This is a genomic window from Qipengyuania nanhaisediminis (assembly GCF_900115585.1).
Taxonomy (GTDB): domain Bacteria; phylum Pseudomonadota; class Alphaproteobacteria; order Sphingomonadales; family Sphingomonadaceae; genus Qipengyuania; species Qipengyuania nanhaisediminis.
This window is the reverse complement of the sequence record NZ_FOWZ01000001.1, coordinates 545,046-560,682: the sequence shown is the minus strand read 5'-3', so window position 1 is coordinate 560,682 and position 15,637 is coordinate 545,046. Positions and strand designations below refer to the sequence as shown.

General features: G+C 62.7%; 16 protein-coding genes. 9 read left to right on the top strand and 7 right to left on the bottom strand.

The genetic code is table 11. From position 1 onward, the window contains the following. The first annotated feature begins 15 nt into the window (after positions 1–15). From BM173_RS02875 to BM173_RS02865, 3 genes are read left to right on the top strand one after another with little or no spacing between them, the layout of a single operon-like run. On the top strand, positions 16–1,020 hold the full coding sequence (locus BM173_RS02875; protein ID WP_090477116.1) for a ligase-associated DNA damage response exonuclease: 1,005 nt from the start codon (positions 16–18) through the stop codon (positions 1,018–1,020). A gap of 2 nt (positions 1,021–1,022) precedes the next feature. Then, the gene (locus BM173_RS02870; protein ID WP_090477114.1) at positions 1,023–2,615 is read left to right on the top strand and encodes a cisplatin damage response ATP-dependent DNA ligase; all 1,593 of its coding nucleotides are present in this window, start codon (positions 1,023–1,025) and stop codon (positions 2,613–2,615) included. A 47-nt stretch (positions 2,616–2,662) separates the two neighbouring features. Beyond that, positions 2,663–3,172 carry a DUF1993 domain-containing protein gene (locus BM173_RS02865; protein WP_090477112.1) on the top strand — a complete coding sequence of 170 codons (510 nt, stop codon included), beginning with the start codon at positions 2,663–2,665 and terminating at the stop codon, positions 3,170–3,172. Here BM173_RS02865 and BM173_RS02860 read toward each other — a convergent pair. Genes BM173_RS02860 through BM173_RS02830 form a run of 7 tightly spaced genes read right to left on the bottom strand, consistent with a single transcriptional unit; the run spans position 3,156 to position 9,769 of the window. Further along, positions 3,156–3,443: a DUF167 domain-containing protein gene (locus BM173_RS02860; protein ID WP_090477111.1), complete on the bottom strand. Its 288-nt coding sequence runs from the start codon at positions 3,441–3,443 to the stop codon at positions 3,156–3,158. The two genes, BM173_RS02865 and BM173_RS02860, sit on opposite strands and share 17 nt — an antisense overlap. Beyond that, positions 3,424–3,990: a gamma carbonic anhydrase family protein gene (locus BM173_RS02855; RefSeq protein WP_090477109.1), complete on the bottom strand. Its 567-nt coding sequence runs from the start codon at positions 3,988–3,990 to the stop codon at positions 3,424–3,426. Before BM173_RS02855 ends, BM173_RS02860 begins: the two co-directional genes overlap by 20 nt. Continuing rightward, positions 3,987–4,544: a GNAT family N-acetyltransferase gene (locus BM173_RS02850; RefSeq protein ID WP_090477107.1), complete on the bottom strand. Its 558-nt coding sequence runs from the start codon at positions 4,542–4,544 to the stop codon at positions 3,987–3,989. The genes BM173_RS02855 and BM173_RS02850 overlap by 4 nt, the downstream gene beginning before the upstream one ends. Beyond that, entirely contained in the window at positions 4,537–5,091 is a 555-nt protein-coding gene (locus BM173_RS02845) for a GNAT family N-acetyltransferase (RefSeq protein ID WP_090477105.1), read from the bottom strand. The genes BM173_RS02850 and BM173_RS02845 overlap by 8 nt, the downstream gene beginning before the upstream one ends. After that, positions 5,088–7,133, bottom strand: a complete 2,046-nt coding sequence (locus BM173_RS02840) for a spermidine synthase (RefSeq protein WP_090477103.1) — start codon at positions 7,131–7,133, stop codon at positions 5,088–5,090. The genes BM173_RS02845 and BM173_RS02840 overlap by 4 nt, the downstream gene beginning before the upstream one ends. Next, positions 7,126–8,127 (bottom strand): porphobilinogen synthase, encoded by a 1,002-nt coding sequence (gene hemB / locus BM173_RS02835; protein ID WP_090477102.1) that lies wholly within the window; start codon positions 8,125–8,127, stop codon positions 7,126–7,128. Before hemB ends, BM173_RS02840 begins: the two co-directional genes overlap by 8 nt. A 37-nt stretch (positions 8,128–8,164) precedes the next feature. Continuing rightward, on the bottom strand, positions 8,165–9,769 hold the full coding sequence (locus tag BM173_RS02830; RefSeq protein WP_425438792.1) for a peptidoglycan DD-metalloendopeptidase family protein: 1,605 nt from the start codon (positions 9,767–9,769) through the stop codon (positions 8,165–8,167). 196 nt (positions 9,770–9,965) lie between these two features. On the opposite strand from BM173_RS02830, the gene BM173_RS02825 reads away from it, so the two are divergent. The 6 genes from BM173_RS02825 to BM173_RS02800 all read left to right on the top strand — a co-directional run bounded on the left by BM173_RS02825 (position 9,966) and on the right by BM173_RS02800 (position 15,585). Continuing rightward, positions 9,966–12,473, top strand: a complete 2,508-nt coding sequence (locus tag BM173_RS02825) for a helicase-related protein (RefSeq protein WP_090477100.1) — start codon at positions 9,966–9,968, stop codon at positions 12,471–12,473. Continuing rightward, positions 12,368–12,787, top strand: a complete 420-nt coding sequence (locus BM173_RS02820) for an RNA-binding S4 domain-containing protein (RefSeq protein WP_342741967.1) — start codon at positions 12,368–12,370, stop codon at positions 12,785–12,787. Before BM173_RS02825 ends, BM173_RS02820 begins: the two co-directional genes overlap by 106 nt. Next, positions 12,784–13,122 carry a ferredoxin FdxA gene (gene fdxA, locus BM173_RS02815; RefSeq protein ID WP_040964444.1) on the top strand — a complete coding sequence of 113 codons (339 nt, stop codon included), beginning with the start codon at positions 12,784–12,786 and terminating at the stop codon, positions 13,120–13,122. Before BM173_RS02820 ends, fdxA begins: the two co-directional genes overlap by 4 nt. Positions 13,123–13,135: 13 nt before the next feature. Continuing rightward, positions 13,136–13,954 (top strand): YihY/virulence factor BrkB family protein, encoded by an 819-nt coding sequence (locus tag BM173_RS02810; RefSeq protein WP_245755734.1) that lies wholly within the window; start codon positions 13,136–13,138, stop codon positions 13,952–13,954. A gap of 183 nt (positions 13,955–14,137) precedes the next feature. Further along, a complete protein-coding gene (locus BM173_RS02805; RefSeq protein WP_090477095.1) occupies positions 14,138–14,671 on the top strand; it encodes a CarD family transcriptional regulator in 534 nt (177 codons plus the stop codon). Between the two features lie 134 nt (positions 14,672–14,805). Further along, positions 14,806–15,585, top strand: coding sequence for a head GIN domain-containing protein (locus BM173_RS02800; RefSeq protein ID WP_090477093.1), 780 nt, complete (start codon positions 14,806–14,808; stop codon positions 15,583–15,585). Positions 15,586–15,637 lie beyond the last annotated feature (52 nt).

The window sequence follows — 15,637 nt, the reverse complement described above, 5'->3', positions numbered from 1 at the left end:
TCGCTTGAGTCGGCGATGGCCGCGCCTTTTTCCTGGATCAAACCCGAACCGCACGGGATCTACATCGAGCCGGCCGATTGCTGGGTCGATCCTTCGCGGGCAGTCGGCAAGGCGTTGGTGACGCATGGCCACGCCGATCATGCGCGCGGAGGTCACGGCCAGACCGTCGCAACCCCCGAAACGCTGGCGATCATGAAGTTGCGCTACGCAACTTCCGAAGGCGCTACCCCGGTCGAATATAGCGAAACGATCCGCCTGCCCGGCGGGGTCGATGCGACCTACATCCCGGCAGGCCATGTTCTCGGCAGCGCGCAGATATTGCTAGAACATGCGGGCGAACGAGTGATCGTGACAGGCGACTACAAGCGACGCGCCGACCCCACCTGCCCGCCCTTTAAGGTCACGGCTTGCGACATCTTCATCACCGAGGCGACCTTCGGCCTGCCCGTGTTCTGCCATCCCCCGATCGAGGAGGAGATGCGCAAGCTGCTGGACCGGCTCGCCGCCCATCCGGATCGCTGCGTGCTTGTCGGTGCCTATGCCCTGGGCAAGGCGCAGCGCGTCATCGCGGAATTGCGGAAAGCTGGGCACACGGACCCGATCTACCTGCACGGCGCGATGGAGAAGATGTGCCGTCTCTACGAGGAGCACGGCGTGGATCTTGGCGAGCTTCGGCTGGTCGCCGACCACACGAGAGAAGAAATGCGCGGGGCCATCGTCGTATGTCCGCCATCTGCGCTGAACGATCGCTGGAGCCGCCGCCTGCCCGATCCGATCACTGCCATGGCAAGCGGCTGGATGCGTGTGCGCCAGCGTGCTCGTCAGCGAAACGTCGAATTGCCGCTGGTCATTTCGGACCACGCGGACTGGAGCGAGCTCACCCGCACGATCCGCGAAGTCGATGCGCAGGAGAACTGGATTACCCACGGGCGCGAGGATGCACTGCTGCGCTGGTGCCAGTTGCATCAAAGGCGCGCCCGCGCACTGGCTCTCGTCGGCTATGAAGACGAGGACGATTGAGCGTGGAAGAGTTTGCCGCACTCGTCGATGCCCTGGTCTATACGCGGTCGCGCAACGAGAAGTTGCGCCTGATTGCGGAATATCTGAGGGCCACACCCGATCCCGACCGGGGCTGGGCGCTGGCCGCACTCGCTGACGGACTGGATTTTCCAGCCGTAAAGAGTTCGACCATCCGTAATCTGATGAAGGACCGCGTCGATCCGGTCCTTTGGACGCTCAGCCGCGACTTCGTCGGAGATACGGCAGAAACCGCCAGCCTACTCTGGCCGGCACCGGAGGAGCCACCCTCCCCGCCCACGGTGAGCGAGGCGGTCGAACTCCTTTCCTCGATGAACCGCAAGAGCGTGGTCACCGAACTGCCGCGCCTGCTCGACCGGCTCGACGCATCGGGTCGCTATGCCCTGCTCAAGCTGGCGACCGGCGGAATGCGCATCGGTGTCTCGAGCCGACTGGCGAAGACCGCCTTCGCACAGGCGTTCGACGTGTCAGTCGACGAAGTCGAAGAGTACTGGCACGGCCTCGCCGCGCCCTATCCCGAACTGTTCGACTGGGCAGCGCACGGAAAGGACCCGCCCGATATCGAGAACCTGCCGACTTTCCGGCCGTTCATGCTCGCGCATCCGCTGGAAGAAACGGTCGTCGACCCGGCGGAATATGCCGCCGAATGGAAATGGGACGGCATCCGCGTGCAACTAGTACGGGCAGGCGGTGAAACCCGGCTTTATTCGCGCAGTGGCGACGATATCTCTGCGACGTTCCCCGAACTTCTCGACGTGCTTCCGTTCAACGCCGTGCTCGACGGGGAATTGCTGGTGCGAGGCAATGTGCAGGGCGGAGAGGCCGGAGGCGCCGCCAGCTTCAACGCGCTCCAGCAGCGCCTCGGCCGCAAGACCGTGAGCAAGAAGATGCTTGCCGAAGCGCCCGCCTTCGTGCGCCTCTATGACGTCCTCATCGCCGAGGGGGATGACCTGCGCGAAAAGGACTGGACCAGTCGCCGCGCGGCGCTGGAGCGGCTGATGGCACGGCTGCCGGAAAGCCATTTCGACCTTTCGAGCCTGGTGGAGGCCCGCGATTTCGAGCACCTGGCAGAAATCCGCGAAGGCAGCCGCGACGATGCGATCGAGGGCCTCATGCTCAAGCGCAAGGACAGCCCCTATATCGCGGGGCGACGCGTCGGCTACTGGTACAAGTGGAAACGCGATCCGCTGCTGGTCGACTGTGTGCTTATGTACGCCCAGCGCGGCAGCGGGAAGCGATCCAGCTTCTTTTCCGACTACACCTTCGGTTGCTGGGACGGCGATCCCGACCAAGGAGCCGACCTGCTGCCTGTCGGGAAAGCCTATTCCGGATTCACGGACGAGGAACTGAAGAAGCTCGACCGCCACGTGCGCAGCAATACCGTCAACCGCTTCGGACCGGTGCGCGAAACCGACAAGAGCCTCGTCTTCGAGGTGGCTTTCGACAGCGTGCACGAGAGCAAGCGGCACAAGTCCGGTCTCGCCATGCGCTTTCCGCGGATTCACCGCATCCGCTGGGACAAGCCTCCGCACGAAGCGGACCAGATCGAGGCGCTGCGCTCCCTAGTGAGGGATTGACGCCGCGGCTGCTCCGGCTAGGCCAGGCGCCTGTCCGGGAGATTTCGATGACACCTCACGATTTGCTGATACCGACGTGGCGCAACATGCTGCGCGCCCTTTCGGGTATGACCGACAAGGCTGCCACGCACGAAAAAGGCGATGCATTGCTGGCCGAGAAGCTGGCGGATGACATGCTCCCCCTCTCGACCCAGTATCGCTTCGTGACCAATCTGCCCGGTGAGGGCCTGGCCAGGCTGGCGGGCCTCGACTTCACATCCAGGGACGACGATCCTGCGACCTTTGCGGAAGCCAAGGAGCGGATCAGCGAAGCTTTGGCCATGCTCGACCGGGTTCGTCCGGACGACTTCCTTGGCGCCGAAGAGAAATTCGACATGACATTACCCATCGGCATGACCTTCCACCTTTCGGCGCAGGACTATGCGCGCGATTGGGCACTGCCGAACTTCTATTTCCACACGAGCACCGCCTACGCCATCATGCGGATGAACGGAGTCGGTCTCGGCAAGGCGGACCTGGTCCCGCACATGGGCGCTTACGTCAAAGCTGCCGGATAATCCTGAAGAGCTTTTCGCGCGAAGTTGCGCCGCGCAACAATTCGACCTCAGACGGCGCAACGCGCAAAGCCTGAGCAAGCAGGACACGCACTGCCTCGTTTGCCGCGCCATTCTGAGGTTTGGCTCGGACTTTGGCCGACACCTTCTCGTTCTCGATCAGAATGGCTTGTGTCCGGGCGCCCGGAGTGACCCGGACCGCAAGGCGGCCCTCGGAATCGATCAAACGGGCAAGCGCACCGGGTTCGGGCAGGTCAGCTCTTGAGCGCTTCATCCACTGCCGCCGCATGGTGCCGCGCGTTTTCGGCGTAATGCGCGGTGCCCATTCGCATACCCATCACCGCCGCTTCGTCGAGGTCACGCATCTTGCGCGCGGGGCGACCGCCCCACAACTCCCGCTCTCCCATCACCTTGCCTTCGGTGAGCATGGCGCCGGCGGCGAGCATGGCATCGCTGCCGATCACGGCCTTGTTCATCGCGATTGCGCCAAGGCCGACGAACCCGCGGTTTTCGATCACGCAACCGTGGATCATGGCCATGTGACCGATCAATACGTCATCGCCGATGATGAGCGGAGAGCCATCTGGGTCCCCCGGACGCGGCGGATCGCAGTGGAGTACGCTGCCATCCTGCACATTCGTCCGCTCCCCGATGACGATACGGCTGACATCCGCGCGCAGGACACAGTTGTACCAGATCGAACTTTCTGCCCCGATCGTGACATCGCCAACGATAGTGCAGCCGGGTGCGATGAATGCGCTGTCGTCGATCTTCGGAGTCTTGCCGTGGATCGGCACGATATTCACACCGGGGCGGTTCATTGGTTCTTCTCCCATTCCTCACGGGTCAGGCTGTACTGGATGACCCGCTGGTCTTCGGGCGGGTATTCGGGATCATCGAAATCGAGATCGGTCCGCCGCGTCATGCCGAGCTTTTCCATCAGTTTCCAGCTTCCGACATTCGCCTCGCTGGTCAAGGCGACGACGTGCGGCGCATGCACCCGGCAGAATGCCCATTCGAGCACCGCCTCCATCGCCTCTCGCGCATAGCCGCGCCTCCACCGGTCTTCGCGGACCAGCCAGCCGACTTCGTGATCGCCCTGGTTCGGAGCAAGCGGGTTGTCGACCTGCTTGATCCCGCAATGACCCACGAGATCGCCGGTCGCCTTTTCGATCATCATCAGGAAGCTGAAGCCGTGACGCGAATAAAGCGCCTGGGCCTTCGCATGCTTCGCCTCGATTTCGTGCAGTTCCTTTACACCGCCGAGTCTCGCCATCACCGTTGGCGTGTTGAGAACGCGCATCTGCTCTGCAGCGTCGCTCTCTTTGATTGTTCGCAGGATGAGACGGTCGGTTTCAGCGATAATGTCAGCCATTCCAGCTATCCGCCTCGATCGAGTACACGATGATTACAGGGTTCTCCGCATCGAACTCGTCATTGGCGAAGTCCAGATCCTCGCGCCGCTTCATACCGAGCCTTTCCATGAGTCCCCAGCTGGGGGAATTGCCGTGGACGGTCAGGGCGATCACTTCTTCTGCGCCAAAGCGGGCGAAAGCGAGATCCAACGACGCTATGGCTGCCTCTTTTGCGTAGCCCTTACCCCAGGCATCTTCGCGCAGGCGCCAGCCGACCTCCATCATGCCGACCGGCCCGCCGGCCTGGTTACACCGCTTCAAGCCGCAAAAGCCGAGAATGGAGCCGTCGGACTTGCGTTCCACCACCCAGAAGGTGTGGCCATGCTCCTCTTGATAGGAGAGCAAGCGGTTTTGCGCAGCGGCGCGCTTTTCATCGTCGCAGATCCCGCCCAGCCAGCGCATTACGGAGGTTGTATTGGTCGCCTCCCAGAAAAGAGGCCAGTCCTCGTCCCTCCAGTCCCGCAGGACCAGCCTATCAGTCTCATGCCGGAAGGGGGCGCCGTTCATTCGGTCAGGTTCACCTTCAGATGCGGAAGTACCGAAGCGTAGTCGTCCGTCCAGAGCCTTTCGGCAGGCTCGCCCAAGGGCTCCCAACCTTCTTGCGCGGTAATGCTCTCGAGCTTGGATCCGTCAGCGCTCAGCGCGATCCAGCCGGACGTGAACGTCCGCGCTTCCTTGTTTTCCATATCGTTGCGGATGGTGGCGGTTAGCCCGGCATCACGCGCCAGAGCTTCGATCACCGGCTCGAGCTTGATGAAGCGATTGCTGATGTGGATCAGAAGTACGCCATCGGGCTGCATCACCCGCCGGTACACGGCGATTGCCTCGCGGGTCAGCAAGTGCAGCGGAATGGAATCAGACGAGAAAGCATCGATGACGAGCACATCGAACGCATCGCTTGGCAAGGCTGCCAGCTCCAGACGCGCATCACCGATGATTGTTTGCGCATCGGGGGTACATTCCGAAAGGTAGGTGAATTGCCCGCGGGTGGAATAGTCGAGGACGGCGGGGTCGATCTCGAAATAGGTCCACTCCTGGCCCGGCTGGCGATAGCAGGCGAGCGTTCCGACCCCCAGGCCGACTACGCCGACGCGCGCCTCGTCACCGACCAGGCGCGGCGTCTGTGCCAGCACCCGACCGACACCGGAATCGCGGCCATAATATGTCGTCGGCTCGGTACTTCCCTCCATCTGCATTCCGTGGGTCGTCGTGCCGTGGATGAGCCAGCGCGAACCGTCGTTCTGTTCCGCGACAGTGTAGATTCCGAAATAGCTTCGGGTCCGGTCGCCTACAGTGCTCAGGGCGATTTGTGTCGTCAGGCCCGTAAACATCATCACGCAGAAAACTGCGAAGACCAGTCCGGCACGAAACAGGATTTGCCGGATACGGATGCGCTCGAGCAGGTGCTTCCAACCGTCCAGTGGCAAGAGCGCTACCAGCGCGATGATCAGGATGGGATGCTCCCAGGTCCAATCAAACAGGACTGGTGCAAACAGGGCGGTGAAAGCCCCGCCTATCACGCCGCCAAGCGACATGAAGAGATAGAAGCGCGTAAGTTCGCTCGCCGGCGGGCGCAAGGAGTAAAGGCGCGCGTGGAGCGCAATCGCTCCGATGAAGAGCAGCGCTATCGTGGCTATCCCGGCGGTTACCCCAAGGTCCGCTTTCTCGCCGATCGAAAGCGCTGCACACAGGGGCACCAATACCGGCGCGGACAGCACGAACAGCCGGGCCAGTTTGCGGTTCTCGGCAAAGGCAATCGAGAACGAGAGCAGGTAAAGACCGAGCGGAATCACCCACAACAGCGGCATCGCCATGATGTCGGTCGTGAGGAAGGTGGTCGTTGAAAGCATCAATCCCGAAGGCACGGCCGACAAGATCAACCACAGCGCGATTGTGGAGCCCTTGATCTTGGAATGCGCCTCTTCGGCGACATGAGTGACCGCAACCGCCTTGCGCCGCGCGAAGGCAACGCTCGCGACCAGCAGGACCAAGGCGCCGTACCCGATCGTCCAGAGCTGGCTTTGCTCGCCGAGAGGAAGGATGGGTTCGACGAGGAGAGGATAGGCAAGCAGCCCGCCGAAGCTTCCGAGATTGCTGGCAGCATAAAGCGGATATGGATCGCCCGCTCCGTCGCCCGCGGCGTACCAGCTCTGCATTAGCGGTGCCTGTGCCGAAACGGCGAAGAAGACCGGGCCCACGGTCAGGAGGAAGAGCCACGGCACCCAGACGACTTCCCAGCCCGGAGCCGCAGCGCCGCCTGCCTTCAGTGCAAGCGGCAGGGTCAGGCCGGCGAGGACGAGCAAGGCGACGTGGACCATCGCCTGGCGCTTGATCGCAAACCTGCCGATGAAATGTGCGTAAGCGTATCCGCCGAGAAGCAGCGCCTGGTAAACCAGCATCGCGCTGTTCCAGACATTGGGCGCGCCGCCGAGCCGCGGCAATGCCATGCGCGCGACCATCGGCTGGACCATGAACAGCAGGAAACTGCCCACGAAGATCGTGAGAGTGAACAGCCAGCGGCGCGAAGCTGCGCTACCCGCCTCAGCCATTTAGCAGCCTTGCCGCCACAGGGGCGTGATAGGTCAGCACGCCCGAACATCCGGCACGCTTGAATGCGACGAGCTTCTCCATAAGCAAGGCATCGCGGTCGCCGATGCCCGCTGCAGCGCCTGCCTCGATCAGCGCATATTCGCCGCTGACCTGGTAAGCATAGACCGGAACGCCGAATGCCTGCTTCGCCCGCCAGATAACGTCGAGGTAGGCGAGACCGGGCTTCACCATGACGCTGTCAGCCCCCTCGGCGATATCGAGCGCAATTTCGCGCAAGGCCTCGTCACCGTTGGCAGGGTCCATCTGGTAGCTCTTCTTGTCGCCCTTGAGCAGACCGCCGGACCCCACGGCGTCACGGAACGGGCCATAGAAGGCCGAAGCATACTTCGCGGCGTAGCTCATGATCTGGACATTGGGATGCCCGTTCATCTCGAGCGCCATGCGAATGGCCTTCACGCGGCCGTCCATCATGTCCGATGGCGCGACGATATCCGCCCCGGCGTCTGCCTGGACCAGCGCCTGGTCGACCAGAACTGCGACGGTGTCGTCGTTCAGGACATAGCCGTCCTCATTGACCAGCCCGTCCTGGCCGTGACTTGTATAAGGGTCGAGCGCCACATCGGTGAGGATGCCGATATCGCTCCCGCAAGCGTCGCGAACGGCCTTGATGGCCCGGCACATCAGATTGTCCGGATTGAGGGCCTCTGCACCGTCCTCGCTGCGCGCGCTTTCCGGAGTGTTCGGGAAAAGAGCGATGCAGGGAATGCCCAGGTCGACAGCTTCCCTCGCCCGCTTGACGATCCCGTCGACCGACCAGCGCGATACTCCGGGCAGGCTCTGTACCGGATCCTCCACACCTTCGCCGTCGGTCACGAAAAGCGGCCAGATCAGATCGGACACGGTCAGCACGGTTTCGCGCTGCATGCGGCGGCTCCAATCGTGGGCTCGCGTGCGGCGCATGCGCGTGGCTGGGTAGGATGCGTTGCTCGTCATGGGGCCCCTGTGCTGCAATCGCTGTGGCGGTTCAATCTCAGGATACCTGCTGCGGCATGTTGAGCTTGTCGATCTCGCGCTTCGGCCCTTCTTCCGCCGCTTCATCCGCTGTAGGCGCCAGATCTTCCAGCGCAGCCCCTGCTTCGACGGTTCTGATCTTGCGCAGCGCCTCGCGGAATTTCTGAAGCTCGTCGCCGGAAAGCTGGGCGCGGGTGACAAACTTCACCGACGCCGGATTTACCGAGCGGCCACCGCGATACATTTCGTAGTGAAGGTGCGGTCCCGTCGAAAGGCCGGTCGATCCGACGTAGCCGATGACCTGCCCACGCTTGACCGATTGGCCGCCGCGCACCGCGATCCGGCTCATGTGGCAATAGCGCGTATCGATGCCGTTCCCGTGACGCAGGCGCACCGCATTGCCGCACCCGCCCATTCGGCCTGCTCCGGTCACCCGGCCATCGGTTACGGCGACTATCGGCGTGCCGTGGCGCGCTTTGAAATCGACCCCGGCATGCATTCGCCGATAGCCAAGAATGGGGTGGCGACGCATACCGTAGCTCGAGCTCATTCGGCCCGGAACCGGTGCCATCAGGCCGCCGCGCTCTTCCCCCACGCCCGAAGCTTCGTAGAACTGTCCGTCCTTGCCCCAACGCATCAGTTGGATCGGCTGGCGCGAACCGCGCTCCAGTCCGGCAAACAGCAGCTGGCCCGCCTGACGCTCCCCCGTCGCAGCACGGCGATGCGAGATGATCATATCGAAAGTGTCCGTCTCGCGGACTTCGCTGTCGAGGCTGACCTGAGCGGAGAGGGCCTTGAGATATGCCTGGATCGCGCTTGCCGGCGCTCCGGCGGCCCGGGCGGACCGATACAGGCTGTCGCCTACGGTTCCGCGGATGCGAAGCGGCGTTTCATCGACCCGGATGATCTTGCGCGACAAAGTCAGGTTGTCGCCGGGGTCCAGTCTGGACACAGCCAATTCGAGATCGAAGCGTGCGCGGAACTTCAGTTCTTCCAAAGGCCGCGAAGCCCCGGGAGCTGGTCGCCGGCCCAAGGTGATGTCGATCTGGGTGCCCGGCTCAAGCTCACTCAGCGGCATGGCCCGTTCCACCAGCGACAGGATGTCTTGTGCTTCCGACCTGCCGACACCCGATCGCAGCAGGGTTCGCTCGAAGCTGTCTCCCGACCCCAGCGTTGCCAGCATCTGTAACTGCGGACGTTCGGGCGCCTCGGCCAGCGGTCTCACGAGGTTGCTCGGCCCCATCCGGCGCCCGGTATCGGCTCCGAGCGCAAGCGGAAGGATCGCCTGGCTGTGATACTCGCCAAGGATTTCGCCATCGTCAGGCAGCGGCGAAGCAGCTTCCAGCGGCGCAAAATCGGGCCAGAATGCCAGTGCTACGACAGACAGGCCGACAAAGGTGCCCAGCCCCCTGAACCAGCGCTTCGAGCCGATGTCGGCCCCGAGGTCAGGCGCGATGTCGAGTGTTTCGATGCGAGCGAAAACTTGCGATTTGAGCGTGCCGAGAGAGAACTTGCCGGTGCTGCCGGCGCGGCCGGTTGCATCGGCCACAGGATCAGCATCAGGAGCGCGCTCACCCGCAGCCTGCCCCACCGAAATCTGATCTGGCTTGTCCAAACCGGACACCTGCACCTGAATTCCTCCGTCACGACGAATGGCGCGATCCCGCGCGCCCGCCGATCTATATTTGCGGAGTAGTCTATGCAGGATTCAAGGTAAAGACACGCTTAACTCAGGCCTTCTCGGGCCCGAATTGCGCCGAGTTGCGGGTATTGCGTGGCGAGCGGTTGCACTGCCTGCGGCGCACTGCCACCTAGGTTTCGTGAAAGACGCCTCGATCAAGGCGGTCCTCGGGCCCACCAATACCGGCAAGACCCACCTCGCCATCGAACGAATGTGCGCGCATTCGAGCGGTGTGATCGGCTTCCCGCTGCGCCTGCTTGCGCGCGAAGTCTATGACCGACTGGTCGCGATAAAGGGCGAGAAGGCGGTCGCGCTGATTACCGGCGAGCAGCGCATCGAGCCTGCTGGGGCGCGATACCTGTGCTGCACGGTGGAGGCCATGCCTCGGTCGCCCGACGCGGCCTTCGTCGCACTCGACGAAGCACAGCTGTCCGCCGACCGCGAACGGGGACACGTCTTTACCGATCGCCTGCTCAATGCGCGCGGGCGTGAGGAAACGATGCTGCTGGGTGCCGCAACCCTGGAGCCGATGGTCAAGGCACTCGTTCCCGACGCCGAGATATCCGACCGGCCGCGCTTTTCGACGCTTACGCATATCGGACCGAGGAAATTGTCGCGCCTGCCGCCGCGCAGCGCGATTGTCGCGTTCAGTTCCGAAGCGGTCTACGCCGTCGCCGAGATGCTCCGCAGGTTTCGCGGCGGTGCGGCTGTCGTCATGGGAGCGCTTTCACCGGAAACGCGCAACAAACAGGTCGAATTGTTCCAGAATGGTGAAGTCGACTACATCGTCGCGACCGACGCCATCGGGATGGGGCTCAACCTCGATGTGAACCACGTGGCCTTCGCGGGGCTGACCAAGTTCGACGGCGTGCGGATGCGCAGGCTTCATCCGGCCGAAATGGCCCAGATTGCCGGGCGCGCAGGCCGCCACCAGCGGGACGGGACCTTCGGGACGCTCGCCGGTGCAGGCGGGAAGATGGGGCCCGCCCCAGAATTTACCGAGGAAGAAGTCTACGCGATCGAGGAACACCGCTTCGCGCCGATCACCAAGCTGTTCTGGAGAGAGGCGGAGCCACGCTTCGACAATATCGCCACACTGATAGGCGATTTGGAGACGCCGCCCCGGCACGAAGCGCTCCGCCTTGCGCCGGAAGCGATCGACCTGGCCACCCTCAAGCGCCTCGCCGAAGAGCCTTTCGCCGCCACCATCCGCGGCCACGGACAGGTTCGCCGGTTCTGGGAGGCCTGCTCGCTTCCCGACTTCCGCCAGCGTGGGCCGGACGTACATGCCCGCTTCGTTGCGCGGTTGTGGCAAGATCTCCAGCAGGGCTATATCGGAGCGGACTTCGTCGCGGCGCGGATCTCCGAACTCGACAATACGAGTGGTGACATCGATACCCTGCAAGGGCGGATCGCCGCGATTCGCTCCTGGGCTTATATCTGCCAGCGCCCGGACTGGGTTCTGGCGCGTGACGAAATGGCGTCGCGTGCCCGCGCAGTCGAAGCAAAACTATCGGACGCGCTCCATGCGCGGCTGACCGAAAGATTCGTGAACCGAAGGACGGCTATCCTGATGAAATCGCTGGGACAGGACGCATCCATGCTCCCCATTACCCTTACGGACGACGGCATCCTCAAGGTCGAGGACGAACCCTTGGGCCATGTCGAGGGATTCCGGTTTGTCGTGGATGCGGCGGCCAATCATGCGGACCGCAAGATGCTTCTTGCTGCGGCCGAAAAGGCTTTGCCGCGCCTGCTTGGCGAACGCGCCGATGCCTTGGCTGCGTCCGGGATGGAGGAGATCGAGATCGGACGTGGGGCCATCCGGTGGAAGGGCCAGATGCTTGCGAAACTGCGTACGCGCGACGGGCAGGTGAAGCCCGAGCTCGAACCTGCACGAGAGCTGGCAAGCCTGTCCGATGCTTCGCGAGCCAATCTGATGGCGGCGCTCGACGCATGGCTCGACAAGCAGCTCGAGCCGCTCGAGCCGCTGCGCAAGATGCATATCGCCGCCACCAATCCCGATGCCGGATCGCAGGCCCGCGCCTTGTTGTTGAACCTCATTTCTGGCCACGGCTTCGTCACGCGCGAAAAAGCAGGGATCGAGCATCTGCCCAAGGAAATGCGCCCTTTCCTGCGCAAGATCGGGGTCACGTTCGGCGCTCTCGACATCTATTCGCCGATGCTGCTCAAGCCTGCGCCGCGACAGCTGCTCCATGCGCTGGGCATCGATCGTCGTCCGCTGCAGGAGGCCATGCTTCCTGTCATTCCGGACGCGAAGAAGCTTCCGTCGGGCTATCGCCATGCCGGGTCGCAGGCCATCCGGCTCGACCTTGCAGAGAAGATCTTTCGCTCCGCCCACGAAGCGCGGGCCAAGGCGGACAAGAGCCGCAAATTCCGCCTCGACCTCGCCCTTCCGATCTCGATCGGCCTGGAAGAAAAGAATGCCGAGCGCCTGCTCGGACAGGCCGGATTCCGGGTCCAGCGCGCGAAGCCCTTGGCAGAAGGCGCATTCGGTCCGCCCCGTCCCGACAGCTGGGAGTGGCGTCCCTCCCGCCGCAAGCAGCAACGCAGCGCTCCCGCCGCGAGCAAACCGCGCGAAGGCAGCGCATTTGCCGGGCTGGCGGATCTCATGAAGCAGGGCTGAGCGTGCGGATCGACCGTTTGCTCTGCTTGCTGCGCTTCGTGCGAACCCGCAGCGCGGCGAACAGGCTGGTCGGCATGGGTCACATCCGGCGCAATGGCGAACGCGTCACCAGGTCCAGCCGGGACATCCAGCCGGGCGATGTGCTCACCCTCCCCCTCGGGAACGCAGTGCGCCTGATCGAAGTTCTCTCACTACCCGATCGCCGCGGACCCCCAAGAGAAGCGCAGGCTTGCTACCGCGAGCTTGACCCGGGCGGACAAAATGGAAATAGCAGCGGCAAGACCACTGCGAGACAGGGAAATATCGCACCATGACCTATGTCGTCACCGACGCTTGTATCAAATGCAAATACACCGATTGCGTCGAGGTCTGCCCCGTCGACTGCTTCTACGAAGGCGAGAACATGCTCGTCATCAACCCGTCTGAATGCATCGATTGCGGCGTGTGCGAGCCGGAATGCCCGGCCGAAGCCATCCTGCCGGACACGGAAGACAATCTGGAAAAGTGGCTCGAGCTGAACACCAAGTTCTCCGCCGAATGGCCGAACATCACCAGCCAGAAAGAGCCGCCCGCAGATGCGGACGAACACAAGGGCGAAGAAGGCAAGTTCGACAAGTACTTCTCGCCTGAACCCGGCGAAGGCGACTGATCCAGCCATCGCTTTGCTGGACGATCTGAAAGCCGCTTGGGCCAGGGGCGGCGAAGACAATATCGGTATCATCGCTGCGGGAGTGGCGCATTATGCGTTGCTCGCCCTCGTGCCTACGCTCGGCGCAGTGGTTCTCGGCTATGGCCTCTTCGCCGATCCGGAGACGGTCGCGGGCCATATTGCGACATTATCAGAGAATTTGCCCGCATCTGCGGCAGAACTGATCGGCGATCAATTGAAGAATGTGAGCGAAGGCGCAGCCGGGGCGAAGGGATTCGGCCTGCTGCTTTCGCTCGCAATTGCCCTGTTCGGCGCCCGCAACGGAGCGCGCGCCCTGATGACGGGTTTGAACATCGCTTTGGGCGCGAAGGAAGAGCGCGGCTTCGTAAAAGGTAACCTGGTCGCACTGCTTATAACGATAGCAGGCGTCGTGGGACTGGCCGCCGCCGGCGGGGTGATTACCGCCATTGCCGCAGTGTCCGGTCCGATCGGCGATATTGCGGGTTTCGCGACCCTCCTGCTTGTCGCCAGCGGTGCGGCCGCCCTGCTCTACCGTTTTGCACCCAACAAGCCCGCGCCCGATTGGGACGTCATCTGGCCCGGTGCCATACTGTTTGCAGTGACCTGGATCGCGGCAACAGCAGCCTTCGCCTACTACGCCGCAAATTTCGGCAATTACAACGCCACTTACGGATCGCTGGGTGCGGTGATCGTCCTGATCACCTGGTTCTATGCCAGCGGCTTCTTCCTCTTGCTCGGGGCGGAACTGGTGGCGGAGCGCGCGAAGGGAGCGCGAACCCGATCGACCGAAAGCGTCGCAGACTCGCAATAATCCACATACTGTGCTATATAATGCAACAACTGCGCCGGTGTGCTCCCGGCCAGATGTGAGAATCGAAAGGGCCGGAAGAGCATCCAACCTGCAATTTGACCACTATACCGTGCTCCCTTGGGGATTGCGGGCAGGGTCATTCGCAGCGCGGAAATCTCGGTCGGCCCGGTGAAAGGATTATGCATGGCGAGCAAGGCTGATGCCTTCGACGTTGGCGATTACGTCGTTTACCCCAAGCACGGTGTGGGCCGTGTGATCGAACTGCAGAGCGAAGAAATCGCGGGAATGCAGCTCGACCTCTACGTACTGCGTTTTGAAAAAGAGCGGATGACCCTGCGCGTCCCGGTCAACAAGGTCGAATCGATTGGTATGCGTAAGCTGTCGTCGGACAAGACGCTCAAGGAAGCGATGGAAACCCTGAAGGGCAAGCCCAAGGTCAAGCGGACCATGTGGTCGCGCCGTGCGCAGGAATACGAAGCCAAGATCAATTCGGGCGAAATCGTCTTGATCGCCGAAGTGACGCGCGATCTTTTCCGTCCCGACGATCAGCCGGAACAGAGCTATTCCGAACGCCAGATCTTCGAAGCTGCCTCCAGCCGCCTCGCTCGCGAGCTCGGTGCGATGGAAGAAACCGACGAAGCGACTGCGCTTGAAAAGATCCTCGATGTCCTGCGCGAGCATGCGCCGCAGTATTACGAGAACACCGAAGAAGCCTGATCGGCAAACGCCATCGAGCAATCGACGAAGGGGCCGCTCCGCAAGGGGCGGCCCTTTTCGTTTGCCTTGAATTGGCGGCCTCAGTGTATTACGTAGGCAATACGGAAAATGCGGGCAATAGAGGGATACCGCCAATGCTGACCAGAATTCTCAAGGGCCTCGCGCCCGTCGCCGCCCTGGCCGCCAGCACGCTTATCGCGGGTTGCGACGGCGTGAACGTCACTATCGGCGATAGCGAAGGCGTGCCGCTGGCAGAAGTCGACATGGCCGGTGCGAACCCTTCGGAAATCGTTCTCGCCTCGCCCGACACGATCATCGTCAACAAAGGCGACGCGCTCGATATCGAGGTCTCCGGCGACCAGGCTGCAGTCGATGCCTTGCGCTTTCATCTCGATAACGACTCTCTCGCCGTGAGCCGCGAAAAGGACAGCGGCAAGGACCTCGGCACGGCTACCGTGCGGGTCACCATGCCTAGCCTGACCGCCATGGTCCTCGCTGGCTCTGGCACCATAGAAGCCGACGAAATGAGCGGACCGGCCGAAGCGACCATCGCGGGGTCGGGATCGGCGAAAGTCGGCACCATCGCGGCCGAGAAGCTCGAAGTTACCATTGCCGGCTCGGGCGATTTCGAGGCATCCGGCGATGCGAAGTCGCTTGAAATGACGATTGCCGGGACCGGTAAGGGCGCGATGAGCAATCTCCAGGTCGACACCGCGGAAGTCACCGTCGCCGGTTCGGGCGATGCGGAATTTTCGTCCGATGGCACGGTTGAAGCGAATATCGTCGGATCGGGAACGGTGACGGTGAACGGCAGCGCAACCTGCGAAGTCTCCTCGATGGGATCGGGCAAACTGGTATGTCGCAGCGGCGCAAAACCGGCGCAGGACGACGCCGCGGAAGAATCCGAAGCTTAAGTCATCGCCTGGCAAGGGAATATGGGCTAGGCGGCCACGCGAAAGGACTTCG

Excerpts from the sequence above, each read along its gene's own strand:
- BM173_RS02845 (WP_090477105.1), bottom strand. The coding sequence starts at position 5,091 with ATGAACGGCGCCCCCTTCCGGCATGAGACTGATAGGCTGGTCCTGCGG.
- BM173_RS02800 (WP_090477093.1), top strand. The coding sequence starts at position 14,806 with ATGCTGACCAGAATTCTCAAGGGCCTCGCGCCCGTCGCCGCCCTGGCC.
- BM173_RS02850 (WP_090477107.1), bottom strand. The coding sequence starts at position 4,544 with ATGGCTGACATTATCGCTGAAACCGACCGTCTCATCCTGCGAACAATC.
- BM173_RS02855 (WP_090477109.1), bottom strand. The coding sequence starts at position 3,990 with ATGAACCGCCCCGGTGTGAATATCGTGCCGATCCACGGCAAGACTCCG.
- BM173_RS02865 (WP_090477112.1), top strand. The coding sequence starts at position 2,663 with ATGACACCTCACGATTTGCTGATACCGACGTGGCGCAACATGCTGCGC.
- BM173_RS02875 (WP_090477116.1), top strand. The coding sequence starts at position 16 with ATGGCCGCGCCTTTTTCCTGGATCAAACCCGAACCGCACGGGATCTAC.
- BM173_RS02840 (WP_090477103.1), bottom strand. The coding sequence starts at position 7,133 with ATGGCTGAGGCGGGTAGCGCAGCTTCGCGCCGCTGGCTGTTCACTCTC.
- fdxA (WP_040964444.1), top strand. The coding sequence starts at position 12,784 with ATGACCTATGTCGTCACCGACGCTTGTATCAAATGCAAATACACCGAT.
- hemB (WP_090477102.1), bottom strand. The coding sequence starts at position 8,127 with ATGACGAGCAACGCATCCTACCCAGCCACGCGCATGCGCCGCACGCGA.
- BM173_RS02860 (WP_090477111.1), bottom strand. The coding sequence starts at position 3,443 with ATGAAGCGCTCAAGAGCTGACCTGCCCGAACCCGGTGCGCTTGCCCGT.
- BM173_RS02805 (WP_090477095.1), top strand. The coding sequence starts at position 14,138 with ATGGCGAGCAAGGCTGATGCCTTCGACGTTGGCGATTACGTCGTTTAC.